Origin of the sequence: Umezawaea sp. (genome assembly GCF_036375055.1) — a bacterium.
In the GTDB taxonomy this organism is placed as follows: Bacteria; Actinomycetota; Actinomycetes; order Mycobacteriales; family Pseudonocardiaceae; genus Umezawaea.
In genome coordinates, this window is sequence record NZ_DASUSQ010000011.1 from 24,740 (window position 1) to 50,108 (window position 25,369).

The window sequence follows — 25,369 nt, forward strand, 5'->3', positions numbered from 1 at the left end:
TCCTACCGTCGGCGCGCGGTGACCTGCGTGGCCAGCCGTCGCAGGGTGGTTCGGGCGGACGCGGTCATGGTGGTCTGGTCGAGGGCGTGCAGGGCGCTCGTGGTCAGCACCGCGATCTGCTCCTCCACGGCGCCCACCGCGCCCAGGTCGTGCAGCAGTTCGCGGACCTCGGCCAGCGCCCCGTCGGTGAGGTTCCGGCCCTCCAGGCACGACCTGAGCCGCCGCACGGCGTCGTCGCGGCCGGACGCGCGGGCCAGTCCGATCGCGACGGCCATCAGCGGTGTGCGCTTGCCCTCCCGCACGTCGTCGCCGACCGGTTTGCCCGTGACGGTGCTGTCGCCGAACACGCCGAGCAGGTCGTCCCGGAGCTGGAACGCCACCCCGATGTCGCGGCCGAACTCCCGCAGGGCGTCGACGAGGTCGGGCGGGGAGTCGGCGAGCGCGGCGCCCAGGTGCAGGGGCCGTTCCACGGTGTAGGCGGCCGTCTTGTAGCGCGCCACGCGCAGCGCCTGCTCCAGCGACTCCTCGCGGCGGGCACCGGCGAGCAGGTCGAGGTGCTGCCCGGCCATCATCTCCGTGCGCATCGCCTGCCAGGGCACCCAGGCCCGTGCGAGGGCGGGACCGTCGAGGCCCGCGGTGACGAGCGCGTCGTCGGCCCAGGCCAGCGCGAGGTCACCGACGAGGATCGCGGCGGAGTCGCCGTAGAGGCGGCTCTCGCCCGCCCAGCGCGCGCGCTGGTGGCGGGTCGCGAACACGACGTGCGCCGTGGGGCTGCCCCGCCGGGTCGTCGACCGGTCCATCACGTCGTCGTGCACCAGCGCGCAGCCCTGGAGCAGTTCCAGCGCCACGAGGGCCCGCACGGTCGTCCTGGCGCGGGGACCGTCGGCGTCGCCGCCCGCGGCCCGCCAGCCCCACCACGCGAACGCGGGCCGCAGCCGCTTCCCGCCGCGCAGGACGAGCGCGCTCAGCTCTCCGACCAGCTCCGGCGCGAGGTCGGCGTTCGGCCTGCCGTCGAGGAACGACACCAGCTCGGCGTGCAGCGAGCGGAACGCGCCGACGTCGGCAGGCGCGCCGCCTCGGACCCCTGGCGGGAGGCCCGCTGGAGCGTCGGGGGCCAGCGACATCATCGCCTCCTGGGATCGACGGGTGGCCCGTCGAGCTAAGCAGTGCCGCACCGGATCCGCACGACGACGACGTCCGTCGTGCGGAGAAGCCCCACGGGCCATACGGTGGCTCCCGACGTCTTCGGAAGGATTCGCGCCCCCATGTCGGTCCACCGGGAACTCGACGCCGCCGGGATCACCGATCCCCGGCTGCGCCTGGCCTACGAGCGCTGCCGCAGGCTCAACGCCGAGCACGGCCGCACGTACTTCCTCGCCACCAGGCTGCTCCAGCGCGAGCAGCGGCCCGCCGTCCACGCGCTGTACGGGTTCGCGCGGTGGGCGGACGACATCGTGGACGAGGTCCACGACGGCCGCTCCCCCGCCGAGCGCGCGGCGGAGCTGTCCGCCGTGCAGGACCGGCTGACCAGCGGGCTGGCGGCGGGCACCAGCGACGACCCGGTGATCGCCGCGGTGGTGGACACCGCGCGCCGCTACGACATCGACCACCAGCACTTCGCGGACTTCACCGCGTCCATGCGGATGGACCTCACGGTGACGGAGTACCCGACCTACGCCGACCTCGCCCGGTACGTGCACGGGTCGGCCGCCGTCATCGGCCTCCAGGTGCTGCCGGTGCTGGGCACCAGCGTGCCGCGCGAGGAGGCCGAACCGGCCGCCGCGGCGCTGGGCGTGGCGTTCCAGCTGACGAACTTCCTCCGCGACGTGGGCGAGGACCTGGACCGGGGCCGGGTCTACCTGCCGCTGGACGAGCTGGCGGCGTTCGACGTGGACCGGCCGATGCTCGAACACGCCCGCCGGACCGGCAGGACCGATCCCCGCATCCGGCGCGCGCTGGCCCACCAGGTCGCGCGCACCCGTGCGGTGTACCGCGAGGCGGAGCCGGGCATCGCCATGCTGGCACCGCGGTCGAGGCCCTGCGTGAGCACCGCTTTCCGCCTGTACGGCCGGATCCTGGACCTGATCGAGGAGGCCGACCACGACGTGCTGTCCGGCCGCGTCGTCGTGTCCGGCCGCAGCAGGCTGGCGATAGCCCTGCCCGCACTGGCCAGGTCCGTCCTGGCCCGGTCCGCCTGAGCCCCCTGGAGCCCTGCATGGCCGTTCGCATCCCCCTGCGCCTGTTCGACAGCCGCCCGTGGCCGGAGCAGGAGCCGACGTGGCGGGCCGCGAAGCCCGCGCTGATCGAGGCCTCGCTCAAGCGCGCGCTGGCGCGGCCGTCGGGCAACTGGTTCGTGATCGGGGCCAGCCGCGAGGTGACGGCGGACAAACCGTTCGGGCGCACCGTCTCCGGCCGCGAGGTGGTCGTCTGGCGCGGTGCCGACGGCGAGCTGCTCGCCGGGCCGGGGGCGTGCCCGCACCTGGGCGCGCCGCTGTGCGAGGGGGCCGTGCACCGCGGCGAGGTCGTCTGCCGGTGGCACGGATTGGCCTTGAACGGCCGGAGGTTCGGCTCCTGGAGCCCGTACCCCGCGCACGACGACGGGGTGCTGGCGTGGGTGCGGCTGGACGAGGTCGGCGGCGAGGAGCCGCTGCCGGAACCCGTGCTGCCCGTGCGACCGCCCTCGGGGTCGGTCGAGGCGGTCGCGACCGTCGTCGGCCGCTGCGAGCCGGAGGACGTGGTGGCGAACCGGCTCGACCCGTGGCACGGCGCGTGGTTCCACCCCTACTCGTTCGCGAACCTGAGCGTGCTGGAGACCCCGACCGAGGAGGACGACACGTTCCTGGTCGAGGTGGTGTTCCGGCTGGCCGGTCGGGTCGGCGTGCCGGTGGTGGCCGCGTTCACCTGCCCCGAGCCGCGCACGATCGTGATGCACATCGTCGAGGGTGAGGGGAAGGGCAGCGTGGTGGAGACCCACGCCACTCCCCTGGCTCCCGGTCCGGACGGCGCCGCGCGCACCGCCGTGGTCGAGGCGACGATCGCCCACTCCTCCCGCCGCGGCTTCGCCGTGGCCCGCTCCACCGCACCCGCGCTGCGACCGCTCATGCGCTGGGCCGCGAAACGCCTGTGGCGCGACGACATGGCCTACGCCGAACGCCGCTACGCGTTGCGCGCCACCGGACACCTCCCCGGCTGACCCCGCCCACGGGCACCCGGCACCGCCCCGGCGAGCCACCGGACACGTCCGGGCTGACCCCACCGACGGCAGACCGGCACGGCCCCGGCCAACCACCCCGGCTGACCCACCAGCGGGCACCAGACACCGTCCGGGGAGCCACCGGACACCTCCCGCTGACCCCACCCACGGCACACCGACACGGCCGGCTTCAGCGAACCAACCTCCGACTGACCCAGCCACAGGCACCCGACACCGCCCGGGGAGCCACCGAACACCTCCCGCTGACCCCACCCACGGCACACCGACACGGCCGGCTTCAGCGAACCACCCCCGGCCAACCACCAGCGGGCACCCGAGCCCCAGCGGGCCACCGAACACCTCTGGGCTGACCTACCAGCGGGCACCCGGGCCCCAACGGGCCACCGAACACCTCCCCGCCATCCCACCAGCGGGCGCCCGACACCGTCTCGGCGCGCCACCGGCTGTCCCCGCAGGCGGCGCGCCGACACCGCTCCGGCGGCTACCCCTCTCGCACCACCGCACGTCCGCCCGACCGAGCGGGCACCGGGTCCCGGCCCCACCGCCGCGCCGCGGCCCGCAGCAGCGGCCCCCGGCCGGAGGTCGGCACCGTCCACAGTGGAGTCCCGGCCACACCCCACCGGCTGAGCAGCTCGTTGGCCGCGGTGAAGCCCGTCGTCGCCGCGCGCTCCATGAGCGCCACCGGCAGGTCGACGCGGACCAGGTCACCCGCCAGCACCAGGAAGTCGTCCGGGGTGCGCACGGTCGGCCGGTCGGCGAACCCGCCCGGCGGGAACAGCGGGCAGTCCGCCCGCAGCTCGTGGCGCTCGTCCACGATCCCCGCGCCCCTGGTCTCCGGGTAGACCACGTGCAGCTGCTCCAGCAGCCGCGCGCGGGCCGTGCCCTGGTCGACGTCGGCGGGCAGCGCGTACCCGTGCAGCTCCACCACGGAACCGCCGGTGCGCGCCGCCCAGGCCCGTGCCTCGTGCTCGTAGTGGTTGAGCACGGACACGTTGTCGAGCAGGTCGTACCCGCTGGTGCCGAGGAACCCCGGCCGGTCGGCCCGCACGGGCCGGTCCAGCCAGTAGCGCGACACCAGGAAGGGCGGTGTGGTCTCCAGCGCCGCGATGGACCTCCGCCACCCGGCGTCGCCCAGCGGCGCCGAGTCGGCGACGATCCGGCGCAGCCCCGCCACGTCAGCGGCGAGCACGAGCGCGTCCACCTCGACGGACTCGCCCGGCACCCGGACGCTGAACCGCTTGTGCCGCCCCGGTTCCACGCCCTCCACCGGGGTCCCGGTGCGCACCGAGGCGCCGAACCCGGCGAGGTGGCGGCCGAGCGGGTTCCACAGCGCGTGCGGGAACGGGTCGGCCGCCACGTCGAAGAGCAGGCCCTCGGCCGAACCGAGGAAGTAGATGTGGAACATCGTCGCCAGCTCCGCGGCCGACATCCGGCTGGGGTGGGCGAAGAAGCTGCGGGAGAACACCTCGAACGCCAGCGCGTGCGCCGCGCGCGGGAACCGCACGTGCCCGAGGTAGGTCGCCGCGTCGATGTCGTCCAGCTCGTCGTACGTGCGCGGCACCGACACGTCGAGCAGCCGCAGGGCCGCGCGCGTGTTCACCGACGGCAGGTCGCTCCACGCGAAGGTGGGGCTGCGCCAGAGGAACGCGGTCGCGTTCCACGGCACCGCGCGGGGCAGCCCGGCGAAGCCCTCGCGGTGCCCGCTCGCGTGCCACAGCGGGTAGTCCGGCAGCCCGACCAGCGCGGTCCCCGCCGGGTCGACCCTGTTCAGCAGCGACCGCAGGTTGTAGTACTGCCGGAAGAACGCGTGGAAGCCGCGGGTCATCGTGGCGCTGCTGCCGTCGGCCAGTTCCGTCGCCCACCCGCCGACCCGGCCGCCGAGGTAGTCCTCGCGCTCCCACAGCACGACCCGCGCCCCGCGCTCGGCGAGGATGGTCGCGGCGGCCAGGCCCGCGATGCCGCCGCCGACGACACCGACCACCGGCGCGTCGTGCTCGAACGCGAACCGGCCTGCCGGCCCCGGCACGCGCACCGCCTTGCGGTCACGTCCGATCATCGTCCCCGCTCCTCAGGGGTAGTGGTCTCCCGCGCCCGCTCCCACAGCAGCAGGGTGAGGGTGACCATGGCGAACCCGAACAGGAAGTCCTCGACCGGGATGTCCCAGGGCACGCGGACCCCGCTGATGGCCCAGTCGGCGTACAGCACGATCGGCGCGTACAGCTTGGTCAGCCACCCGTCCACCAGCACCTGGAAGGCGAACACGATCCCCATGCTGGTCCAGTACGCCTTGCGGCGGAACAACCCGGTGCGCAGCACCACCAACTCCACGAGCACGGTCAGGACCGCGGCGACCAGCGCCGCTACCAGGTACTCCCTGCCCACGGGCGTCCTCTCACGTTCGCTCCACCTCGACGCTCCGGTCCACCGCGGGCCGCTCACCGTGCAGCGCCGTGACGGCCTCGTAGGTCAGCACGGCGCAGATCGGGATCACGACGAAGAACACCAGCTCCTCCAGCGGCAACGCCCCCGGCAGCCGCACCCCCGTGACGAACTCGGGGTTGTAGTCCCAGTGCTGCCTGGCGATGGCCGCGAGGTCCCACGCGGTGAAGACGGCCACCACGGGCAGGACCGCGCGGGCCAGCCGGGCGGGGCGGCGGTACACCCCGGCACCGCGGAACTCCAGCGGCGCGGTCACGAGCAGGCAGGCGAGCAGCAGGGCCAAGTATTCCCAACGACTGTCCAACGACGAACCTCCCGTGCTGTCCTCCCACCGTAGAGCCGCGCCGGGGTGTTCGCTTGGTGGCCGACGACCTCAGACCTCCACGTCCGGGTCCTCGGACACCGAGCGCAGCGGCGTGAGGGTGGGGTGGCCCGCGGCCAGCAGGGCGGCGTCGCTGCCGGGTTGCAACTCCTCCTCCACGAACACGGCGGCGAGGCTGATCGACCCGTCGTCGGTGTCGTGGAGCTTGCTCCGCACGGCGCCGAAGTCGGCGAGGCCCGCCCTCTCCGGCGGACCGACCTCGGGGCGGTTGGGAACGTTGAGGTTGAGCACGCTGCCCGGTGGCAGCGCGGCGAGCCGGTCGAACAGCTCGGACGCCACCGCGACGGCCGTGGCCCAGTGGTGCTCGACATCGGCGTCCAGCCCCACGTCCAGCGACACGGCCATGGCGCGCGCGCCGTTGATGGACGCCGTCAGCGCCGCGCCGACGGTGCCGGAGTGCAGGACGGCGCGGCCGACGTTCGCGCCGCGGTTCACCCCGGACAGCACGATGTCCGGAGGGTCCCCGAAGGCCCCCTGGCACGCCACCAGCGCGATGAGGCCGGGGTGGGCGGAGACCGCGTGCGCGGGCACGTCCGGCAGGTCCGGCAGCACGCGCCGCTCGACCTCGATCCGCCGGTCGTCCTGCGCCGCGGTCAGTCCGGCGCTGGTGCCGCTGGCCTCCTGGACGGGCGCGGCGACCACCGCGGTCCACCCGTGCTCGACCGCCCCGCGCGCCAGCGCGAGCAGGCCCGGCGAGTCGATGCCGTCGTCGTTGGTGATCAGGACCCTCACGCGGCGTCCTCCCACGGTTCGAGCACGACCCGGCCGACCAGCTCGCGCACCACGTCGCCGCTGCCGGACCCCAGACCGTGCCGGGTCACGTTCACCGCGCCCGCCGCCGCCCCGAGCTTGATCGCGTCCTCCACGGACAGCCCGTTCGCCAGGCCCGCGGCGAGCCCCGCGGTCATCGAGTCACCACCGCCACGGGTGTCCACCGGGCTCAGCGCGGGCGACTCCACGAGGTAGAACCGGTCGTCGACCAGCGCCAGGGTGGCCTCGGCGGCGCGCGACACCACGACCACGCGGGGGCCGAACGCCGCCACCTCGCGGCACCCCGCCACCAGGTCGGGGAGCGAGTCGGACTCGGCCATCCCGTCGGACACCAGCTCCTCGTGGCTCACCTTCACCACCTCCGGGCCGCCCGCGAGCGCCGCGGCCAGCCGATCCCCGGACAGGTCGACCACGACGCGGCAGCCGTGCGCGCCCAGGTCCTTGGCCAGCCGCTCGTAGACGGAGCTGGGCACCGGCTCGTCCTCCTCGGCGGGCCCGCTGAGCACCGCCACCCCCGCGCCGAGCGCCTCGACCAGGGTCATCTCGTACAGGTCGTCCAGCTCGTGCCGCGTCAGCACGTCCGCGGGCATCCGGATCACCTGGTCGCGGTCGCCGTCGCGCCGGTCGTGCACGTACGCGCCGTTGCGGGCCGCGACCTCGCGCACCCGCAGCTCCACCCCGATCAGGTGCCGCAGCACCTGGCCGGTCTCACCGCCCAGCGCCGAGCACAGCACGACCTCGGCACCCAGCGACTCGATCATCCGCGACTGCCACACCCCCTGCCCGCCCGCGTGGACGTGGACGTCGGGCGTCCCGTCCAGGTCCTCCACCGTCACCGTCAGCAGTGGAGACGGTGCGAACACCGCCACTCGTCCCTTGGTCATGTCGACCAATTACCCGCTTTGTCCGCTTTTCACGCCAAGATCGTCTAGGCGTCCACGACGTGGTGGCGCTCGATGTAGCTCTTGAACCCCTTGAGGTAGCTCTGGAGCCGCGCCCCGACGACCCCGACCGTCGTACCCAGCACCTCCAGCGCGCCGTCCGGCTCGAAGTCCAGGCGCAGGTCGACGCACGACCGGCGTTCGCCGAGCGCGGTGAACGTCAGCGAGCCGGTGTGGTGCGCCCCCGCCGTGGCGCGCCAGGCGATCCGCTCGTCCGGCACCCGTTCGACGATCTCCACGTCGAACTCGCGCTGGAACCCGCCGAAACCGGTCATCCAGTGCGTGTGGTCTGCGTCCAGCTCCGTCACGTGCTCCACGCCGGACATGAACCGCGAGTACGACTCCGGCTTGTTCCACTGGCCGTACGCCACGGACACCGGCACGTCGACCTCGATCGTCTTCTCGTAGATCGGCACCGCGACCTCCTCCACCTCGTTGAGCCGTTCGGACCAACGTCCCACGCGGCACGCGGTCGTGCTGGACGAGCGCCTCGGCGGAGGTGGCTGATCATGAACGCTCGACGGTTCGCGCGGCGGCGGTTACGCTGAGTCCACACGGGTAATCCCCCTGTGCGTCAAACAGCCGGCGCGCACTCCACCGGGCGTACGTGGTGGCGATGTGTGCCGAGCAGGAACACCTCGCGCCGTCGTGCGCCGTGCGATCGCCCCTCCTCCCCCGTTCCGGACCCGGCCCAGCCTGGTCGGTGACGGCGGTCGGGCACGGGGCGTCGCAGGCTGTCCGAGGAGCAGAACAGATGACTGACGCGTACACGTCCCCAGCCTTCGCAGAGGGCCGCTGAGATGCGGGTGGCCATGGTGGCGACGGCATGGGAAGCGGAGTCCGACGACCGGAACCGGCACATCGCGGAGCTGTCCGGCGCGCTGAGCGGGCAGGGCCACGACGTGACCCTCTACCGGCGGCGGACGTCCCCGTCCGGCCAGGGGACGACGGAGGTGGACGGGTACCGGGTCGTGCGGGTTCCCGCGGGCCCGCACGCACCGCTGTCGAAGGCCGACCTGCTGGGGCACCTCGACGAGTTCGGGGCGTTCCTCGAAGACGAGTGGAGGGACCGGCGACCGGACGTCGTGCACCTGCACTCCTGGACGTCCGGGCTCGCCGTCGCCGACGGCCGCGGCGTTCCGCTCGTGCAGTCCTTCCACGGCCTCGGCGTCGTGGAGCAGCGCTTCCGGAAGACGGCCGCGCCGGGGCGGGCCACCATCGAGCGGCTGGTCGGCGCGGCCGCGTACCGGGTGCTCGCGGGCAGCGCCGAGGAGGTGTTCGACCTCATCCGGATGGGGGTGCACCGGTCACGGGTGTCGCTCGTGCCCCGCGGCGTCGACACCCGGCTGTTCCAGCCCGACGGCCCGGCCATGCGCGGCGGTGCCCGGCACCGCCTGCTGGCGCTGGGCGACGTGGCGCCGCACAGCGGGTTCGAGACCGCGATCAGCGTCCTCCCCCGGCTCCCCGGCGCCGAACTGGTGATCGCGGGCCCGATCCGGCACACCGATCCCCGGCGCGACCCGGAGGTGGAGCGGTTGGTGCTGCACGCCCGCGGGCTCGGGGTCGCCGACCGGGTCACGTTCACCGGTCGGGTCGACCACGTGAGGAAGCCCGCCCTGCTGCGGTCGGCCGACGTGGTGGTGTGCCCGTCCTGGTACGAACCGTCCGGCTCGGCGGCGCTGGAGGCCATGGCCTGCGGCGTCCCGGTCGTCGCGTCGGCCGTGGGTGCCTTCAAGGACGTCGTCGTCGACGACGTGACGGGGGTGCTGGTGCCGCCGAGGGACCCGCGCGCACTCCTGGTCGTGCTCCGCGGCCTGCTGGCCGACGGCACGCGGCGCGAGATGTACTCGATCGCGGGCGCGGACCGGGTGCACGCCCGCTACGACTGGGACCGCGTCGCGGCTGAGGTGGTGGACGCCTACGACAGGGCGCCCGCCGTCCGCTCCCCCGCGCGCGGGACCTCGGCGAGGGGTCGGTAGTCCGCCGTTCCGGGTCGCGGCCGACGCGGCCCGGAACGGTTGCGCCCCTTCACCTCCGCGGTGCCGACCGGCCCGCGGGCACCAGCGCGATCAGGAGTCCCGAGACGGCCGTGCGGGCGTAGGCCAGCCCCTCCGGTGTCGGCAGGTCGAACACGAGCGGGGAGGCGAAGTCCAGGAGCAGCCGCCCGTAGACGAGCGCGAGGGCCACCCCGTACAGCCGGGCGTGGTGGTGCCGACCGCACAGCGCGACACCCACCAGCCCGGTGCACACCTGCAACGCCTGCACCTCGGTGGGCAGGGGCAGCAGGTGGGCCGCGCCCGCCGCGACCTGCCACAGCCCCGCGACCAGCGCGAGCAACTGGATCCTGCTGAACCTCCGCCGCAGCGGTGGGGCGCCCGCCTCGACGTGTCGTGGACCGGTCATGACAGATCAGTACCCGCACCAGGTGACCGCAGTCCACGGATCGCGGCGGCGATCCGCCCGCCGACCTCGGTGGTCGGCGGGCGGGTCACCCGGCTCCGGCCGTGGCGCGGCCCGGTGCTCCCCGTCTCCCCGTCGCCGTCGGGCTGGTGGTGGTCGCCGTGGTGAAGATCAGCGGCGCGGGTCGTGGAACCCACGACGACGAACGTGCCGGGGTTCCCGTTGGTCCTGCTCGGCGTCGTGCCGGCCGCCCGCCCCCGTCAGCGCGATGTGGGACGGACGACGTCGGCTGCCCTCATCCCGTCGGGGTGACCACCGGTGCCTGCTCCTGCTGGACCTCCGGCGGCGGTGTCGACGACTCCGCCTGCGCGGGTGGTGAGCCGGTGGTCGCCGTGGTGCTCGGCTCGACCGGCTCGGCCGGGCGCGGGGGCGGCACGTAGCCCGAGCTGATCGACAGCGTCACGGTGGTGCCGGTGAGGGCGGTGCCGCGCGGTGACTGCGCGACGACGGTCCCCCTGGCCTGCGAGGAGTTCACCGTCTGCACGGCGAACCGGTACCCGGCCTTCTCCAGCGCGGCGCGGGCGTTGTCCGAGCCGCTGCCCACGACGTCGGGGATCCGGATCTCCGGCCCTCCCTTGACGTAGCGCTCCTCGACGGGCGGCATCGGCTTGGGCGGCAGTTCGGCGTGCACCTTCACCATCGTCGAGAACCACGTCCGCGCGGGCACGGTGCCGCCGTAGATGTCGCCCTCCGCGCACAGCCGGGGCGTGCCCGTCACGCAGATGCCGCGCGGTTCCGGACCGTCGTTGAACGTCTGCACGGCACCCGCGTAGTCAGCGGTCGCGCCGACGAACGCGGCCGACTTGTAGTCCTCGGTGGTGCCCGTCTTGCCCAGCATCGGCTTGTCCCACCCGACCTGCTGCGCGGCCACCGCGGACGTGCCGCTGCCCTGGTCGTCCTTGCTGAGCCCGACCGCGAGCGCGTTGGCGAGCGGCTCGGCCACGACCTGCTCGCACGGGGCTCGGGTGACCTCGACCGGCTCGCCGTTGCGGTCGACCACCTCGCGGACCGGCGACGGCGGGCACCACGTGCCGCCGCTCATCAGCGTCGCCGCGACGTTCGCCAGCTCCAGCGTGCTGACGGGAGCGGGGCCGAGGGTGAACGACGCGTTGCCGTTCGCCTTGTAGAACTCGGCCTGCGACACGCGCAGGTCCTTCTGCTCGGCGGTGGGGTTGGGCTCGTACCCGGCGATCGTGGTGGCCATGGTCCGCCGCATCCCCAGCCGCGACGCCATGTCGACGACGTTGTCCAGGCCGACCTGCTCCTCCAGGATCACGAAGCCGGTGTTCGGCGACGTGGCGAGCGCGGTCTGCAACGTCATCTGCTGCGGGTAGCGGTCGGTGTTGTTCTCCAGGCAGTACCAGCGGGTGTTCGGCTCCCCCGTGGCCGGGCACCCGGCGGCCCCGCCCTTGAAGACCGCGGAGACGTGACGGCTGGGCGTGGAGATCGTGTTCTCGATGCCCAGGCCCTTCTCCATCGCCGCGGCGGCGGTGAAGATCTTGTAGACGGACCCGGCGCCGAACTTGTTCTCCACGCCGCTGGGCAGGTCGAACTGGGTCTGGTTCGCGTCGACCTTCAGGCCGTAGTCGCGGTTCGCCACGAGCGCCACGACCTCGTGGTTGTCCTTGCCCGGCCGGACGACCGCCATGGTGTTGGCGATGCCGGGGGTGTCCTTGGCGACCTGCTCCTCGGCGGCCAGCTTGGCGTGCTGGGTGATCGTGCGGTCGAGCGGCGTCCTGATCGTGTAGCCGCCGGTCTTCAGCTGCTCCAGGCTGAACCCCGACTCGGTCAGGTAGTTCACCACGTACGAGCAGTAGAACCCGTACTCGGGACCCGCGCCGACGCACCCGCTGGGCAGGGTCCGCACGGGCTGCCGCAGGACGATCGGCTCCCGCTGGTAGGCGTCGGCCTCGGCGCGCGCGAGCTTGCCGTTGTCCACCATCATGTCGATCACGTCGTTGCGGCGCTTGAACGCCTTCTCCGGGTAGGCCTCGGGGTCGAGGGCGGACGGGCTGTTCACCATCCCCGCCAGGACGGCGGCCTGCGGCACGGTCAGCTTGTCCGGCGTCGTGTCGAAGTAGGCCTGCGACGCGGCTGCGACGCCGAAGATGGTCGAGCCGAACGGCACCACGTTGAGGTAGCGCGCCAGGATCTCGTCCTTGTCCAGCTCGTTCTCCAGCTGGATCGCGATGCGGGCCTCGCGCGCCTTGCGGGCGATGGTCTGCTCCTGGGCCTTCTGCTGCTCGGCCTTGTTGTTCCGCGCGACCACGTGCACGAGGTAGTTCTTCACGTACTGCTGGGTGAGCGTGGACGCCCCCTGCGACACGGTGCCGCTGGCCTGGTTGGTCGCGGCGGCGCGCAGCGTGCCCAGCCAGTCCACGCCGTGGTGCTCGTAGAAGCGGCGGTCCTCCACGGACGTCAGCGCGTCCTTCATGGCCGACGAGATCATGGCCGCGGGTGTCAGCACGCGGTACTGGTCGTAGAGGTACGCGATGGGCTCACCGCCGCTGTCGGTGATCGTGGTCATCAGCGGCGGGTCCGTCTCCACCAGCACCGTCGAGATGCTGTCCACCTGGTCGCTCATGCGGTTGGACACGACCCCGACGGCCCCGACCGCCGGGAACATGATCCCCGCCAGCACGAAACCACCGAGCAGGGACAGCACACCCAGCTTCGCCAAGCACTCCCAGATCCTCACCTGTCCACGGTAGACCCGAACGGCGGCGGAAGTGCCCGTACGGCAACGGGTTCATCACTTGGGCGGACGAACGCCGCGAGGATGTTTGGACCCGTGGGCTCACCCCGAACGGGGACGATCACCCGGCAGGCGAGCGGCAGCGGCGGTCGCGGTCACGGCGTGCTCCCACGACCGCCTCGCACGTCACCCGGCAGGGTCGACCGCACGACGGTGGGTTTCCCCGGCGTCGGGGCGGGGGTAGCCCCCACCGAACGCACGCACCCCACCGGCTCCCTCCACAGTGGACCATGCCGCTGGGGCGAGCCGCCACCAGGAGAAGGAGGCCACGTGTCGATCCGATCCGGCGCACCGAGGCCGACGTCCCGCGTCAGCGTCGTCGCCATCACCGCGGTACTGCTCACCACGACCGCTCCCGCCCGCGCGGAGACCGTCCTGCCCGCCGGGTCGGCCGACCACTACGCGGGGTCGCAGATCGCCCGGCACGAAGGTCCTGGCGACACGTCGATGTCCGTGACGCCGTCCTCGCAGGACGTGGTGGAGGGCATCGACGTCAGCAGCCACCAGGGCGACGTCGACTGGCCGCTGCACTGGGAGGAGGGCAAGCGGTTCTCCTACGTCAAGGCGTCCGAGGGCACCGGCTACCTCAACCCCTCCTTCGCGCAGCAGTACAACGGCTCGTACGACGTGGGCATGATCCGGGGCGCCTACCACTTCGCCCTGCCCGACCGGTCCGACGGCGCCACGCAGGCCGACTACTTCGTGGACAACGGCGGCGGGTGGTCGGCGGACGGGCGCACGCTGCCCGGCGCGCTCGACGTCGAGTACAACCCCTACGGCAGCACCTGCTACGAGCTGTCCGCGGAGGAGATGGTGGAGTGGATCACGAGCTTCAGCGACACCTACCTCGCCCGGACGGGCCGCAGGCCGGTCATCTACACGTCGACGAACTGGTGGAACCAGTGCACCGGGCGGCTCGGCGACCTGAGCGGCACCAACCCGATGTGGGTGGCCAAGTACTCCGAGGAGGTCGGCGCGCTGCCGCACCCGTGGGAGGTGCACACGATCTGGCAGTACAGCTCGACCCCGCTGGACCAGAACACCTTCAACGGCTCCTACGACCGGCTGGTCTCGTTGAGCACCGGGGCCCCGTCCGTCTGATGTGGATGGACCCGGTCGGCGCGCAGGGCGTGGCGGGGCGCGGTGGTCCCGGACCGGCGGGGCGCCGGCACGTCGGCCGGGGCCTCGTGCTTCGGCGACCGCGACGCGCCCTCCCGGTGCGCGGTCTCGACGACGACCGCGATCAGCCTCGCGAGGCGGAGCAGCCCTCCGGTGTGCGCGAGCCGGGTCCGGACGGCCTCGGCGCGGAGCGCGACGAGCTGCCGGGTCGCGTCCTCCGCCGCGGCCAGCGCCGCGTCGCGGTCGGAGCGCGCCAGGTCGACGTCCCGGTCGGCGGCGGCGAGCGCGGCGTCGACCTGGTCCCGGTCGTAGCCGCGCCACCTCGTGTCGAACTGCCGGTCACCCAGGTCCAGCATCTCGTCGAGCATGGCGACTCCTCGGACGGTCGAAGCACTTCCCTGGGGGCACGGATACCCGAGGCCCCCTCGACCAGTCCGCACACCGTGGAATTCACCCGTTCTCGTGACACCACTCACCGCGAGTGACCCACGCCCCCGACTGACCGGATGACCGATCCGGTCAGTGTGGTCGACGGCATGAGCGACAACGAGCGCGAGCGGGTCCTGGTCGTCGGGACGGGCATCAGCGGGATCGCCACGGCGGGGCGGCTGCACCGGGCCGGGCGGGGTGGACGTGACGCTGCGGGGCGCGGTGGCGCGCACCTCGACCACCGAGCGCTTCGAGCTGGTGGTGGGCGCGGACGGGCTGCGCTCGACGGTCCGGTCGCTGGCGTTCGGCCCGCACGAGCGGTACCCGGAACGCCTCGGCTTCATGGTCGCCGCGTTCGAGCACCCCGGCACACCCGCCGGGCTCGCACCCGGACAGGGCGGCCACGCTGCTGGAGCCCGACCGCTCGATGTGGGTGTTCGCCTTCGCCGACCACGACCCGACCGTGCCGCTGAGCCGGCGCACCGACGACGTGGACGCCCAGGTCACCCGCCCGCCGAGACGGCGCGCCGCGTTCGGGCCGCGGGAGCCGGGCAGCGCGCTCGGCGCCGCGCTGGACGCGATGGAGAACAGCGACGCTGCCCGACGACCCCCGCTCGGCCGGGCTGCTCGACGCCCCGTGCCCCGACGCGGTGATGCGCCGGTTCCCGCCGATCTGGCGGGCGAACGACCTGGCCAGGACCGACTGGCCGTTCGTCGACCCGGCGTTCGCCCCGCGGCCCCTCGTCCCCCGGTTCCCGGTGGCCACCGCGGACCCCCACCCCCGATCGGGCGTCGACGATCCCGAACGGGTCCTCGCCCCGGCCGTCACCGCGCTGCTCGGACCCGGACGGGCGACCCTGGAGCAGGTCGGGGCGACCGCGGAGCAGTGCCCGCGAGCGCGCCACCGTGCTGGACCTCGTCGGCGGCCCGTCCGGTTCGGACTGGGGGCGGGCGGTCACCCCGCGGTGCCGCGCCGGAACGTGTGCAGCACGGCCACCACCAGCACCACCCCGCTCAGGAACACGGCCAGGACCCCGCCGAGCAGCAGCGCCGCGGCCGTCGGCCCGAGCGCGGGGACGCTGGCACGGGCCGACAGCCGGGTGTCGACCACCCGCGACCCGTCCGGGTTCAGCACGACGACGGCCCACTCCCCCTCCTCCGCCTGCCACGCCAGCGTTCCGGTCCCGTACGCGACCCAGATCGGCCTGGCCGCGGGCGCGCTCGGCGCCGGGCCGCCCTCCCGGTGCCGGTAGCCGATGTCCGCCCCGTTCGTGCGCACCTCGTCGTAGGCCACGCCGGAGAGGTAGTCGGCCACGTCGGCGGCGGCCCCGATGCCGACGAACACGTCGGGGTCGGCCCGCAGTTCCACGATCCCGAGCCAGTCGTGCCCGATCGTCACCCCGGTCCTGGTCCACCGCATGTCGACGGTGCCGAACGACAGCGCGTACCCGCTGGTGCGGAACGACTTCGAGCCGGTGGCAAGGAAGCCGTCGGCGTCCCGCCGGGTCGTGTCCGCCCAGAGCCCGACCGACCCCGCCGCCGAGAGGACCGAGCCGAGGACGAGCAGGAGCGCGCAGAGCACGACGGCGGCCGTGCGAGCACCGGACCGGCGGTCGGCGGTGGGCGGGAACGGGTCTCGGTCGCTGGTCGTCACGGCGGGCTCGTCGTCACCGGTCCCCCGGCGGAACGGCGGGTACACGTCGCTCATCAGGCCAACGTACGCGCAGCGGGAGGACCGCAGAGGGCGAGTTCTCGGCGTTCGGCCCAGTGATCACCGGCCTCCCGCGCCCTTCCGTCCATTCGAGACGGACCTCGACCGCGATCGGGCAGAAGGCGCTCGGGGTTGATCCGTTCGGGCGCGGTGACAAGGGCCGCCGGGTGCGCGACGCTCAGGGGGACACGTCCGTTCGCGCTCGGAGGTGGTGGGTGACGGGCTGGGAGCAGCAGGTCGCCGAGAACGCGGTGCGCTACCGGCGGCTCCACGAGCGCCTCGCGCGGACGTCGATCACCGAGTCGTCCGGGGACGGCACCGTGAAGGTGACGGTGTCGGCCAGCGGCCTGATCACCGACCTCGTGCTCCGGGAGCGCCGGCGCCCCGAGCCGCTGCCGCGGATCGCCGCGGAGATCATGGACTGCGTCCGCCGGGCCCAGGCGCGGATCCCGGACCTGTTGCGGCAGGCGATGGTCGACACCGTCGGCCCGCAGGACCCGAGCACGCACCTGCTGGTGTCGGAGGCCAGGCAACGGTTCCCCCAGCCCCCTGGCGGCACCTCCGACGCGCCGGACCCGGTCCGACCGCGGACCGTCCACGAGCAGCGACCGGCGGCGCGGCGGGCGGTCGCCGACCCCGACGACGACTGGGCCGACCCGGTGGTCATGGACGAGGGCTAGGGCCTGGACAGGGGCAGCCGGACCGCGGGCGGCAGCGCCGCCGGGACGGGGTCGGCCTGGAACGACTGGATCATCAGCGCCGCGAAGCGGCGGGACGCGGCCACCCTCATCGCGGGCGACTCGGCGCGGATCCCCTCGTTCGCCATCAGCGCGAGGCTGATGTCCTCCACCACGAAGTCGCCCCGCAGCGAGCCAGCCTCCTTGGCGCGCCGCACCAGTTCGAACAGCTGCCGCAGCGTGCGGTCGCGCTCGGCGACGAAGTCGACCGCGCGGTCCACCCTGGAGGTGAACGCGCGGGCGAACCCGCGGTCGAGGGCGTGCACCTCCATCAGCCCCTCGACCACCAGGCAGAAGCCGCTCCACGGGTCGGCCGCCGCGAGCCCCTCCCGCACGATCGCCGAGCACGAGGCCATCTGCTCGGCGAACGCCTCGGTGAGCAGGGCCTCCTTGCTCCGGAAGTGCCGGTAGACGGTCGCGACACCGACCTCGGCGCGCCGGGCGATCTCCCGGATCGGCACGTCGAGGCCGTCGGCGGCGAAGGCCGCGCGGGCGACCGCCAGCACCCGCAGGCGGTTGTCGCGGGCGTCCGAGCGGAGGCTCGCTACCACTTGGGCCGTCACCGTTCTCACTTTAGCCAAACGGACGGGGTGCTCCGTTACGGTCCCGCCGCATGAGAGCAGTCCAGTTCACCAGGTACGGCCCGCCCGACGTCGTGCACGTCGCCGAGGTGCCCGCGCCGCACGCCGGGCCCGGCGAGGTCCGCGTCGCCGTCCGCGCCTCCGGCCTCTCCTCCGGGGAGACCCTCATCCGGTCCGGGGCGCTGCGCGACGTCGTGCCGACCGCGTTCCCCCACCGGACCGGGTACGACGCCGCGGGCGTGGTCGACGAGGTCGGCGACGGCGTGACGGGTGTGGCCGTCGGCGACGAGGTGTTCGGCATGACCGACCCCGCCAGGCGCGGGTCCAACGCCGACCACGCGGTCCTGTCCGCCTGGGCGCCCAAACCGGCGGCGTGGAGCTGGGAGGAGGCGGGCGGCGCGGCGGGTAGCGTCGAGACCGCCACCCGCGTCCTCGACCGGCTGGCGGTCGGCGCCGGGCACACCGTGCTCGTGCAGGGCGCGGCGGGCGGGGTGGGCACCGTCGCCGTCCAGCTCGCCCTCGCCCGCGGCGCCACCGCCGTCGGCACGGCGTCGAAGCGCAACCACGACTTCCTGCGGTCCCTCGGCGCGCAGCCCACGACGTACGGTGCCGGGCTGGTCGACCGCGTCCGCGCGCTCGCCCCGGCCGGGGTGGACGCGGTCTTCGACTGCGCGGGCGGAGCGCTGCCGGACCTCGTGGCGATCGCGGGGGACGCGGCCCGCGTCGTGACGATCGCCCCGGACCTCACCGCGGCGGCCCACGGCGTGCACGTGTCGCACGGCGCGCCCGCCGACGGCACGGCGTCGGCCGTGGGGACCCGTGCCGACCCGCTCGCGCTGCACGGCTTGGCGCTCGCGGTGGCGCTCGCGCGCGAGGGCAGGCTGCGGGTGCCGGTCGCGGCGGCGTTCCCGCTCACCGAGGCCGCGGCGGCGCACGAGCTGAGCGAGAGCCGCCACGCACGGGGTCGGATCGTGCTGGTGCCCTGACCACCCCGTCGTCCGCCGCGGAATTCGCGGACCACCGTCGTCGAATCCGCCCGGTCCACCCGGAAGTGGACCGGGACGGGTTCGACGACAGACCCGTTGCGGTTATCGAGGTGGCCGGAAAAGCACCGGCACGCGGCTCCCACCCCACCGACCGGGGAATCCCACTGGTCCATTCAGGTAATCCCGACCAGCGCCGAGACCACCGGTTATGCGCTGTCGATCACCATGACCATTCGCATTCGAGCGACCTCCCACATGCCCCGAAAGTGTCATTGCACCGACAGATCAACTTGCTATGTTCGTCCAAGCGACATCGACTCCGGTGAATTCGACAATTCGAGCCCGGACGGTTCCCCACGCCGCGATCGTCCCGTCGCACCGGCCCCCAGGAAGGGATCCACTCCTGTGACCTCTGTCCGCACCGCTCCCGCCGAGGTTCTCCGCACCGACTACCAGAAGTCCGTCGCGTCCTACTGGAACGCCGAGCAGGACCCGGTCAACCTGCGGCTGGGCGACGTCGACGGGCTGTACCACCACCACTACGGGATCGGCGAGGTCGACCCGTCCGTCCTGGAGGGGCCGGAGGCCACGCGCGACGAGCGGATCATCGCCGAGATGCACCGGCTGGAGACGGCGCAGGCGGAGGTGCTGCTCGACCACCTCGGCGACGTCCGGCCGCAGGACCGGCTGCTCGACGCGGGGTGCGGGCGGGGCGGCAGCAGCATCATGGCCAACCAGCGGTTCGGCTGCGAGGTCGACGGCGTGTCCATCTCGCAGAAGCAGGTCGACTTCGCCAACCGGCAGGCGGCCGCGCGGGGCGTGGGCGACAAGGTGCGCTACCACTTCCGCAACATGCTGGACACGGGGTTCGAGACCGGGTCGCGGCGGGCGATCTGGAACAACGAGAGCACGATGTACGTCGACCTGTTCGACCTGTTCGCCGAACACGCGCGGCAGCTGGAGTTCGGCGGTCGCTACGTCACCATCACCGGCTGCTACAACGACGTGACCGGCGGCCGGTCCAAGGCGGTCGCCCAGATCGACCAGCACTACACCTGCAACATCCACCCGCGCAGCCAGTACTTCAAGGCCATGACGGCGAACGGGCTCGTGCCCATCTCGGTGGTCGACCTGACCGCGCAGACGATCCCGTACTGGGAGCTGCGCGCGAAGTCGTCGGTGGCGACCGGGATCGAGGACCCGTTCCTCACCGCGTACCGGGAGGGCAGCTTCCACTACCTGCTCATCGCCGCCGACCGCGTCTGACCCGATCCCGTCGCGGCCGAGCCCACAGGAAGCGAAGCGATGCCGGACCCGCACCACACCACGTCCACGTTCACCGGCCTCGGCACGTCGGCCGCGCGCTTCGCCGCCCGGCTCGGCGGCGGCGGTCTCGAACTGGGGTCGCACCACCCGGAGGCCGGGCACGACCCGGCGTACGCGTACCGGCGGTGGGGTGGCGGAACGGCCTCACCGCTGTACTGCCCGCTGCCGGAGCGGGTGGACGACGCGCTGGCGGAGGAGGTGGACCGGCGGCTGGTCGCCTGGGCGGAGGGGTGCGGCTTCTCCGAGGAGGAGGCCGCCCAGCTCGGCAGGGCGGAGTTCGGGCGCCTGGTCGTGCTGGCCCACCCGGACTGCGACGACCTGGAGCGGCTGCTCATCTCGGCCAGGCTCAACGCGGCGTGGTGGGCCGCGGACGACCTCTACGCGGACGACACCGCGCTCGGGGCCGTCCCGGCCGAACTCCCCCAGCGCCTCGCGCTGGCGATGGCCGCCATGGACCCGCTGCCGGGCGCGGGCGAGTTCACCCGCGACCTCGACGAGGCACTGCGCGCCGACCGGGTGCTCGTCGCGCTGCGCTCGGGCATGGAGCACCTGGCCGACCACGGCACACCCGCCCAGTGCCAACGGGTCTGCCACTCGACGTTCACGATGTTCGTGAGCTGGACCGCCTACGCGGCGTGGAAGCACAAGGGCGTGCAGCCGCCCGCGTGGGAGTACCTGGCGGCCAGGCAGCACGACAGCTTCTACACGTCCATGACCCTCGTCGACGTGCTCGGCGGCTACGAGCTGCCCGCGAACCTCTTCTACGAACCCCGCGTGCGGAGCGCCGCCATCCAGGCGGGCACGGCGGCCGTGCTCGTCAACGACCTGTTCTCGGTGACCAAGGACCTCGCCGACGAGAACCCGCCGGGCAACATGGTCCTCCAGGTCGCCGCGGACCGCGGCTGCTCGGTCGAGGAGGCGACCGAGGTGACCGTGGACCTCCACAACGGTCTGGTCCGCGACTTCCAGGCCACGCACCGGACACTGCGGACGGTGGCGTCCCCGCAGTTGCAGCGGTTCATGCACGGCCTGCGGGCGTGGATGGGCGGCGGGTTCGAGTGGCACTCGACCAGTCCGCGCTACCGGACCGACGCCACGACGTAGTTCAGGTCCGTGAACCCGTGGGGCGCCACGGGTTCACGGCGGCGCCACCGCCGTCCGCCGGGCCGACCGACCACGGCCCCGCGTTCCCGCCTCCTCGCGCCGCGGGTCCGCCCGACCAACCGCGCCGCCGACATCCGGCCGCGGGCCCTGGCCAGGACCGCCGAGACCCGCCGGCGCACCGAGCACCACCGCGAACCCGAGGACGGCTCGGCCCGGACCGGTGTCCGCCACACCCGCCCCTGCTAGGCCGACGTGGCGATTGACACCCACACCTCGAACATCACTCTGAGAGCGCTCCCAGTCGCCTGTGTCACCGAGGACATCCGACGAAGCGCACACGTCACGCGGTCCTGCCCGCCCTGGTCCTGGTCGGCGCACAACTGTTCGCACCGGACACGGGAGCGCTGGCCGGGCCCGGCGTGAGCGTCTCGGCAACACCCGTGCCGGGCTGGAGACCGTCAGCGACACCGCCATCGGCGCGAACCACGCCATCTGGGACACCACCCTCGGCACGCCCGAGGTCGCCGACCTCGTGAAGGGCGCGGGCGTGCGGGCGCTGCGCTACCCCGGCGGCTCGTACTCCGACATCCACCACTGGCGCGACCACACCGCCCCCGGCGGCCACGTCGCGCCCTGAAGCACTGGGAGATCGGCAACGAGCTGCACGGCAACGGCCACCACGGCGCCGCGTGGGAGGCCGACGACCACCCCGAGAAGACCCCGGCGGAGTACGCGACCATCGTCCGGCAGTACGCCGAGGCGATGAAGGCGGTCGACCCGACGATCGAGGTCGGCGCCGTGCTGACGACGCCGGGCGACTGGCCGGACGGGATCGTGGCGAGCGGCGACGCGGGCACGTGGAACGAGGTCGTGCTCTCGATCGCGGGTCCGGTGGTCGACTTCGGGATCGTGCGCTGGTACCCGACCGGGTCGAACGGCCCCGAGTCGCTGTCCAGGACCGACCGGATCGCCAACTTCGTGAGGATGGTCCGCGAGCAGGCGACCCGCCACGCGCACAAGGACCTGCCGATCGCGCTGACCGAGGTCAACACGTCGTACGGGATGAACACCCAGCCGGGCGCGCTGTTCGCGGCGGACGCCTGCGCGACCCTCATGGCGAACGGCGTGTTCACCACCGACTGGTGGAACGTCCACAACGGACCGACGAGCTTCTCCACGATCGCCGGGCAGCCCGACTGCGCCGGCTTCGGCCTGCTCTCCAGCGCGGGGTGCCTGGCCGGGGGCACGATCTGCCAACCCGCCCTCAACACCCCGTTCGCGCCCTACCACGCGCTGGCGATGACCTCGACGTTCGCCGCTCCCGGCCAGGACCCGGACGCCGCCAAGTCCGTCACCCTCGACTACACCGGCTACACCCCGGCCGCGACCGCGCAGGTCCTCGGCTACACCAACGGCGCCACCGGCATCACGACCACGACGGGCGGCAGCGCGGCCACGACGCTCCCGCCGTACTCGCTGACCACCCTCGTCCTGCGCCCCGAGGCCCGGTCCGCGACGCCCGCCGCGCCCGCCCGGCCCACCGCCATCACCGACCACGAGGCCACCATCGCGTGGACGCCGTCCGCTCCCGGCGTGAAGCACGAGGTCCACCGCCCGGTCGGCGCGACGACCCAGCAGTGGGGTGAGACCACCGGGTCGTCCTTCACGGTCCACAACCTCGCGCCCAGCACGCGCTGCACGGTCAACGGCTGGAGCGGGACCTGGACGCAGACCGGCACCGCCGTGCGGGTCACCAGACCGAGGACAACCACACCCTCGCCCCCGGAGCCACGGCGACGACCGGCTTCGTGGGCGCCTACCAGGGCCCCGACGTCCTCCCGTCCGCCTTCACCCTCAACGGCACCCGCTGCACCACCCGGTGAACGCCCTCAGGAGCCACCCGCGAGGCGGTCCACCCAGGACTGCCAGGCCGCCGTGCGGGACGCGCGGTCCACCGCGACGCCGTAGCGGTAGTGCGTCACGCTCACCATGCGGTGCAGCTCGTCGACCACGAACCGCGAGAAGCCGTGCGCGGTGCGGACACCGAGGACCGTCCCGCCGCGCAGGTCCACCACGCCCTCGACGGGGTCGAGGCCCTCCGGGGTGAGGCGCACCCGCTCGCCGAGCGCCGGGTCGGCGCCGAGCCGGGCGAGCAGCTCCGCCCACACCGCGTCGCCGGGCAGGCCGGTGAACGCGGTGGCGACCACGCCGGTCACCGGCAGCCCGGCGAAGTGGCGGAAGTAGCCGTCCAGGTTGTGCAGGAACACGTCCCAGCCGCGGCCGAAGCCGTCGTACTCGGCCTCCCAGTCGTCGCCGCCGAAGAATCCGCTCTGGACCAGGCGCAGCACGGTGGTGCCGCCCTCCCTGCCCTCGACCAGGAACTCGATCGCCACAGCGGGTTCACCGTCCGGGCCGGGCGCCCCGTAGACGATCCGCCTGCCCGGCTCCTGCTCCAGCACCAGGCCCGCCTGGGTGTTGCCGCCGCCGAAGTCCGCCTCCACCGCCCCGTCCGCGGGCTCGTGCGGCACGAACCACACCGACATGCCCTCCGGGGTGGAGACGGCCCGCCAGACCTCCTCCGGGGTGGCGGCGAGCTCGACCTCCCGCTCCAGCCGTCGGCGCTCGTCCACCGCGGTCAGTCCTGCTGGACGAGGACGATGAGGTTGCCGCAGGTGTCGTCGAACACCGCCACGGAGCCGAAGTCGGTCTCCGTCGGCTCCTGGGTGAACCTGACCCCGAGGCCCGCCATCCGCTCGTGGTCCTTGCGCAGGTCAGTGGTGCCGAGCATGGTGAACGGCATCCCCGCGTCGTAGAGCGTCTTCTTGTACACGCGCGCGGCGGGCTCGCCGCCGATCTGGACGCCGGGGTTGCCGTCGGGCTCCAGCAGCAGCTCGACGCCGTCCGGCGCGTCGGGCGAGACGACGGTCAGCCACCTGGCACCGCCCGCCGGGACGTCGGTCTTCTTCACGAAGCCCAGCACGTCGGTGTAGAACGCCAGAGCCTTCTCCTGGTCGTCGACCAGGATGCTGCTCACCGGAACGAACATCATCGACCCTCCTCTTCTCGGTTGACCGTCGGGTGCACGGCGAGCACGACCCGGTGCGCCCGCCCGCCCGCCGCGGCGCCGTCGTGGTACTTGGAGATCAGCGACGCCACCGCCCCGGCCAGCTCCTCGGCGAACGCGGCCCGGTCGGCCGCGGAGGCGAACCGGACCTCGCCGTCCACGGCGAACGTCGCGAGCCGCTTGCGGGCCCTGGTGGCGCCCGCGAGCAGCTCGCCCACGTCGCGCACCAGCCGCGCGGCCACCGCCAGCAGCCAGCGCGCGGACATCCGGTCGGGGTCGCGCCCCGGATCGGGCTCGACCGCGGCAAGCGCGCTGGGCGAGATCACGTACGAGGCCGCGGTCGCCCGCAGCACCCGTTCGGTGACGTTGCCCCTGCGCCGCTCCTCGACCAGCTCGACCAGCCCGTGCCGCTCCAGCGTGCGCAGGTGGTAGTTGACCTTCTGCCTGGTCAGCCCCACCTGGCGCGCCAGCGTGGTCGCCGAGCCCGGTTCCGACAGCTCGGCGAGCAGCCGGGCCCGCACCGGGTCCAGGGCGGCCTCGGCCGCGCCCGCGTCGTCGATCACCGCTACGTCGTGCACGGGAGGACCCTCACACCGACAACTTTTTTTGTCAAGGCGAGACCGGTCAGGAGGGGCCGCTCCGGCGGTGGCGCTTCTGGCTCACCACGAGGTCCGCCATCGACGGCACCAGGTCCTCCGCGGGCCAGCCGGAGGGGTCCCACAGCGACGAGCGGCGCAGGGCCTGCCCGCAGTGCAGGAACAGCTCCTCGACCGCCAGCACCACGCCCAGCCCGGAGCCGCCGGCGTCACGCAGGAACGGCGCGTCGCGGACGAGCGTGGCACTGCCGTTGACCCGCAGCACCTCCTGGCGTCCGGCGACCAGGAACAGCATCCCCGTCCGCGGGCGTTCCAGCACGTTGCGGAAGCTGTCCAGGCGCCGGTTGCCCGGCCGGTCGGCGAACGCGACGGTGCGCTCGTCGAGCACGCGCACGGATCCCGCGGGGTCGCCGCGCGGGGAGACGTCGACGGTGCCGTCCGCGCCGGTCGTCGCGAAGAGGTAGAACGTCGACGCCTCGAGGAACCGGCGCGATCCCTCGTCCACGACGGTGATGGCCTTGTCGCGGATCTCGGGGAGCGGGTCACCCACCAGCGCGCGGAGTTCGGCCAGGTCGGCGATCGGGATCCCGTGAGCGCTCACGGGCGGGCCGCGGTGGGGCGGAATCGGACGGTGCTCATGCGCGACGGCTCCAAGGGGGTTGATCAGGATTGCCCACCCCCAGTAAATCAGCCACCAATGGATCGTTCGGCCGGGACGCGGAGCGCCGGCCGAGAGTGTCGTCACCTCACGCCT

At 73.4% G+C, this 25,369-nt stretch carries 26 protein-coding genes; 10 read left to right on the plus strand and 16 right to left on the minus strand.

From position 1 onward, the window contains the following. Positions 1-2: 2 nt before the first annotated feature. Positions 3-1,124, minus strand: a complete 1,122-nt coding sequence (locus VFZ92_RS03565) for a polyprenyl synthetase family protein (protein ID WP_330874220.1) — start codon at positions 1,122-1,124, stop codon at positions 3-5. A gap of 141 nt (positions 1,125-1,265) precedes the next feature. On the opposite strand from VFZ92_RS03565, the gene VFZ92_RS03570 reads away from it, so the two are divergent. Both VFZ92_RS03570 and VFZ92_RS03575 read left to right on the plus strand, forming a co-directional pair. Beyond that, complete coding sequence (locus tag VFZ92_RS03570) at positions 1,266-2,198, plus strand: phytoene/squalene synthase family protein (protein WP_330874221.1); 933 nt, start codon at positions 1,266-1,268, stop codon at positions 2,196-2,198. Positions 2,199-2,215: 17 nt separating this feature from the next. After that, complete coding sequence (locus VFZ92_RS03575) at positions 2,216-3,193, plus strand: DUF5914 domain-containing protein (protein WP_330874222.1); 978 nt, start codon at positions 2,216-2,218, stop codon at positions 3,191-3,193. 502 nt (positions 3,194-3,695) lie between these two features. Here the strand turns inward: VFZ92_RS03575 and VFZ92_RS03580 are convergent. The 6 genes from VFZ92_RS03580 to VFZ92_RS03605 all read right to left on the minus strand — a co-directional run bounded on the left by VFZ92_RS03580 (position 3,696) and on the right by VFZ92_RS03605 (position 8,208). Next, positions 3,696-5,270 (minus strand): FAD-dependent oxidoreductase, encoded by a 1,575-nt coding sequence (locus VFZ92_RS03580; protein ID WP_330874223.1) that lies wholly within the window; start codon positions 5,268-5,270, stop codon positions 3,696-3,698. After that, positions 5,267-5,596 (minus strand): lycopene cyclase domain-containing protein, encoded by a 330-nt coding sequence (locus VFZ92_RS03585; RefSeq protein WP_330874224.1) that lies wholly within the window; start codon positions 5,594-5,596, stop codon positions 5,267-5,269. Before VFZ92_RS03585 ends, VFZ92_RS03580 begins: the two co-directional genes overlap by 4 nt. Before the next feature lie 10 nt (positions 5,597-5,606). After that, positions 5,607-5,936, minus strand: coding sequence for a lycopene cyclase domain-containing protein (locus tag VFZ92_RS03590; RefSeq protein WP_330874225.1), 330 nt, complete (start codon positions 5,934-5,936; stop codon positions 5,607-5,609). A 90-nt stretch (positions 5,937-6,026) separates the two neighbouring features. Continuing rightward, positions 6,027-6,767, minus strand: coding sequence for a 5'/3'-nucleotidase SurE (gene surE, locus VFZ92_RS03595; RefSeq protein WP_330874226.1), 741 nt, complete (start codon positions 6,765-6,767; stop codon positions 6,027-6,029). Continuing rightward, positions 6,764-7,690, minus strand: coding sequence for a 1-phosphofructokinase family hexose kinase (locus VFZ92_RS03600; RefSeq protein WP_330874227.1), 927 nt, complete (start codon positions 7,688-7,690; stop codon positions 6,764-6,766). Before VFZ92_RS03600 ends, surE begins: the two co-directional genes overlap by 4 nt. 44 nt (positions 7,691-7,734) lie before the next feature. Continuing rightward, positions 7,735-8,208 carry an SRPBCC family protein gene (locus tag VFZ92_RS03605; protein WP_330874228.1) on the minus strand — a complete coding sequence of 158 codons (474 nt, stop codon included), beginning with the start codon at positions 8,206-8,208 and terminating at the stop codon, positions 7,735-7,737. A gap of 339 nt (positions 8,209-8,547) precedes the next feature. Here VFZ92_RS03605 and VFZ92_RS03610 point away from each other — a divergent pair, with 339 nt between their 5' ends. Continuing rightward, positions 8,548-9,726, plus strand: coding sequence for a glycosyltransferase (locus VFZ92_RS03610; RefSeq protein ID WP_414719800.1), 1,179 nt, complete (start codon positions 8,548-8,550; stop codon positions 9,724-9,726). 49 nt (positions 9,727-9,775) lie between these two features. Here the strand turns inward: VFZ92_RS03610 and VFZ92_RS03615 are convergent, their stop codons facing one another. Then, positions 9,776-10,150 carry a hypothetical protein gene (locus VFZ92_RS03615; protein ID WP_330874230.1) on the minus strand — a complete coding sequence of 125 codons (375 nt, stop codon included), beginning with the start codon at positions 10,148-10,150 and terminating at the stop codon, positions 9,776-9,778. Positions 10,151-10,442: 292 nt separating this feature from the next. Further along, entirely contained in the window at positions 10,443-12,905 is a 2,463-nt protein-coding gene (locus VFZ92_RS03620) for a transglycosylase domain-containing protein (protein ID WP_330874231.1), read from the minus strand. A 327-nt stretch (positions 12,906-13,232) separates the two neighbouring features. Here VFZ92_RS03620 and VFZ92_RS03625 point away from each other — a divergent pair, with 327 nt between their 5' ends. Beyond that, positions 13,233-14,063, plus strand: a complete 831-nt coding sequence (locus VFZ92_RS03625) for a lysozyme (RefSeq protein WP_330874232.1) — start codon at positions 13,233-13,235, stop codon at positions 14,061-14,063. Here VFZ92_RS03625 and VFZ92_RS03630 read toward each other — a convergent pair. Both VFZ92_RS03630 and VFZ92_RS03635 read right to left on the minus strand, forming a co-directional pair. After that, positions 14,018-14,449 carry a DivIVA domain-containing protein gene (locus VFZ92_RS03630; protein WP_330874233.1) on the minus strand — a complete coding sequence of 144 codons (432 nt, stop codon included), beginning with the start codon at positions 14,447-14,449 and terminating at the stop codon, positions 14,018-14,020. The genes VFZ92_RS03625 and VFZ92_RS03630 overlap by 46 nt on opposite strands. 1,016 nt (positions 14,450-15,465) lie before the next feature. After that, on the minus strand, positions 15,466-16,218 hold the full coding sequence (locus tag VFZ92_RS03635; RefSeq protein ID WP_330874234.1) for a hypothetical protein: 753 nt from the start codon (positions 16,216-16,218) through the stop codon (positions 15,466-15,468). Between the two features lie 218 nt (positions 16,219-16,436). On the opposite strand from VFZ92_RS03635, the gene VFZ92_RS03640 reads away from it, so the two are divergent. Then, positions 16,437-16,901 (plus strand): YbaB/EbfC family nucleoid-associated protein, encoded by a 465-nt coding sequence (locus VFZ92_RS03640; protein WP_330874235.1) that lies wholly within the window; start codon positions 16,437-16,439, stop codon positions 16,899-16,901. On the opposite strand, the gene VFZ92_RS03645 is transcribed toward VFZ92_RS03640, so the two are convergent. Then, complete coding sequence (locus VFZ92_RS03645) at positions 16,898-17,521, minus strand: helix-turn-helix domain-containing protein (RefSeq protein WP_330874236.1); 624 nt, start codon at positions 17,519-17,521, stop codon at positions 16,898-16,900. The genes VFZ92_RS03640 and VFZ92_RS03645 overlap by 4 nt on opposite strands. A 50-nt stretch (positions 17,522-17,571) precedes the next feature. Here VFZ92_RS03645 and VFZ92_RS03650 point away from each other — a divergent pair, with 50 nt between their 5' ends. The 5 genes from VFZ92_RS03650 to VFZ92_RS42565 all read left to right on the plus strand — a co-directional run bounded on the left by VFZ92_RS03650 (position 17,572) and on the right by VFZ92_RS42565 (position 22,923). Continuing rightward, positions 17,572-18,525 (plus strand): NADP-dependent oxidoreductase, encoded by a 954-nt coding sequence (locus VFZ92_RS03650; protein ID WP_330874237.1) that lies wholly within the window; start codon positions 17,572-17,574, stop codon positions 18,523-18,525. A gap of 405 nt (positions 18,526-18,930) precedes the next feature. After that, the gene (locus VFZ92_RS03655; protein WP_330874238.1) at positions 18,931-19,791 is read left to right on the plus strand and encodes a geranyl diphosphate 2-C-methyltransferase; all 861 of its coding nucleotides are present in this window, start codon (positions 18,931-18,933) and stop codon (positions 19,789-19,791) included. A gap of 39 nt (positions 19,792-19,830) precedes the next feature. Further along, a complete protein-coding gene (locus tag VFZ92_RS03660) occupies positions 19,831-20,955 on the plus strand; it encodes a family 2 encapsulin nanocompartment cargo protein terpene cyclase (RefSeq protein WP_330874239.1) in 1,125 nt (374 codons plus the stop codon). Between the two features lie 307 nt (positions 20,956-21,262). Beyond that, positions 21,263-21,592, plus strand: coding sequence for a hypothetical protein (locus VFZ92_RS03665; protein WP_330874240.1), 330 nt, complete (start codon positions 21,263-21,265; stop codon positions 21,590-21,592). Positions 21,593-21,717: 125 nt separating this feature from the next. Continuing rightward, a complete protein-coding gene (locus VFZ92_RS42565) occupies positions 21,718-22,923 on the plus strand; it encodes a hypothetical protein (RefSeq protein WP_422664576.1) in 1,206 nt (401 codons plus the stop codon). Here VFZ92_RS42565 and VFZ92_RS03675 read toward each other — a convergent pair. The 4 genes from VFZ92_RS03675 to VFZ92_RS03690 are packed head-to-tail and all read right to left on the minus strand — an operon-like array spanning position 22,845 to position 25,216. Next, a complete protein-coding gene (locus tag VFZ92_RS03675) occupies positions 22,845-23,585 on the minus strand; it encodes an SRPBCC domain-containing protein (protein WP_330874241.1) in 741 nt (246 codons plus the stop codon). The two genes, VFZ92_RS42565 and VFZ92_RS03675, sit on opposite strands and share 79 nt — an antisense overlap. Positions 23,586-23,590: 5 nt before the next feature. Then, entirely contained in the window at positions 23,591-24,004 is a 414-nt protein-coding gene (locus VFZ92_RS03680; RefSeq protein ID WP_330874242.1) for a VOC family protein, read from the minus strand. Further along, on the minus strand, positions 24,001-24,597 hold the full coding sequence (locus VFZ92_RS03685) for a helix-turn-helix domain-containing protein (RefSeq protein WP_330874243.1): 597 nt from the start codon (positions 24,595-24,597) through the stop codon (positions 24,001-24,003). The genes VFZ92_RS03680 and VFZ92_RS03685 overlap by 4 nt, the downstream gene beginning before the upstream one ends. 46 nt (positions 24,598-24,643) lie before the next feature. Next, positions 24,644-25,216, minus strand: a complete 573-nt coding sequence (locus VFZ92_RS03690; RefSeq protein WP_330874244.1) for an MSMEG_1061 family FMN-dependent PPOX-type flavoprotein — start codon at positions 25,214-25,216, stop codon at positions 24,644-24,646. Positions 25,217-25,369 lie beyond the last annotated feature (153 nt).

Excerpts from the sequence above, each read along its gene's own strand:
- VFZ92_RS03600 (WP_330874227.1), bottom strand. The coding sequence starts at position 7,690 with ATGACCAAGGGACGAGTGGCGGTGTTCGCACCGTCTCCACTGCTGACG.
- VFZ92_RS03650 (WP_330874237.1), top strand. The coding sequence starts at position 17,572 with ATGAGAGCAGTCCAGTTCACCAGGTACGGCCCGCCCGACGTCGTGCAC.
- VFZ92_RS03610 (WP_414719800.1), top strand. The coding sequence starts at position 8,548 with ATGCGGGTGGCCATGGTGGCGACGGCATGGGAAGCGGAGTCCGACGAC.
- VFZ92_RS03630 (WP_330874233.1), bottom strand. The coding sequence starts at position 14,449 with ATGCTCGACGAGATGCTGGACCTGGGTGACCGGCAGTTCGACACGAGG.
- VFZ92_RS03635 (WP_330874234.1), bottom strand. The coding sequence starts at position 16,218 with ATGAGCGACGTGTACCCGCCGTTCCGCCGGGGGACCGGTGACGACGAG.
- VFZ92_RS03575 (WP_330874222.1), top strand. The coding sequence starts at position 2,216 with ATGGCCGTTCGCATCCCCCTGCGCCTGTTCGACAGCCGCCCGTGGCCG.
- VFZ92_RS03565 (WP_330874220.1), bottom strand. The coding sequence starts at position 1,124 with ATGTCGCTGGCCCCCGACGCTCCAGCGGGCCTCCCGCCAGGGGTCCGA.
- VFZ92_RS42565 (WP_422664576.1), top strand. The coding sequence starts at position 21,718 with ATGAAGGCGGTCGACCCGACGATCGAGGTCGGCGCCGTGCTGACGACG.
- VFZ92_RS03580 (WP_330874223.1), bottom strand. The coding sequence starts at position 5,270 with ATGATCGGACGTGACCGCAAGGCGGTGCGCGTGCCGGGGCCGGCAGGC.
- VFZ92_RS03680 (WP_330874242.1), bottom strand. The coding sequence starts at position 24,004 with ATGATGTTCGTTCCGGTGAGCAGCATCCTGGTCGACGACCAGGAGAAG.
- VFZ92_RS03570 (WP_330874221.1), top strand. The coding sequence starts at position 1,266 with ATGTCGGTCCACCGGGAACTCGACGCCGCCGGGATCACCGATCCCCGG.
- VFZ92_RS03615 (WP_330874230.1), bottom strand. The coding sequence starts at position 10,150 with ATGACCGGTCCACGACACGTCGAGGCGGGCGCCCCACCGCTGCGGCGG.
- VFZ92_RS03660 (WP_330874239.1), top strand. The coding sequence starts at position 19,831 with ATGCCGGACCCGCACCACACCACGTCCACGTTCACCGGCCTCGGCACG.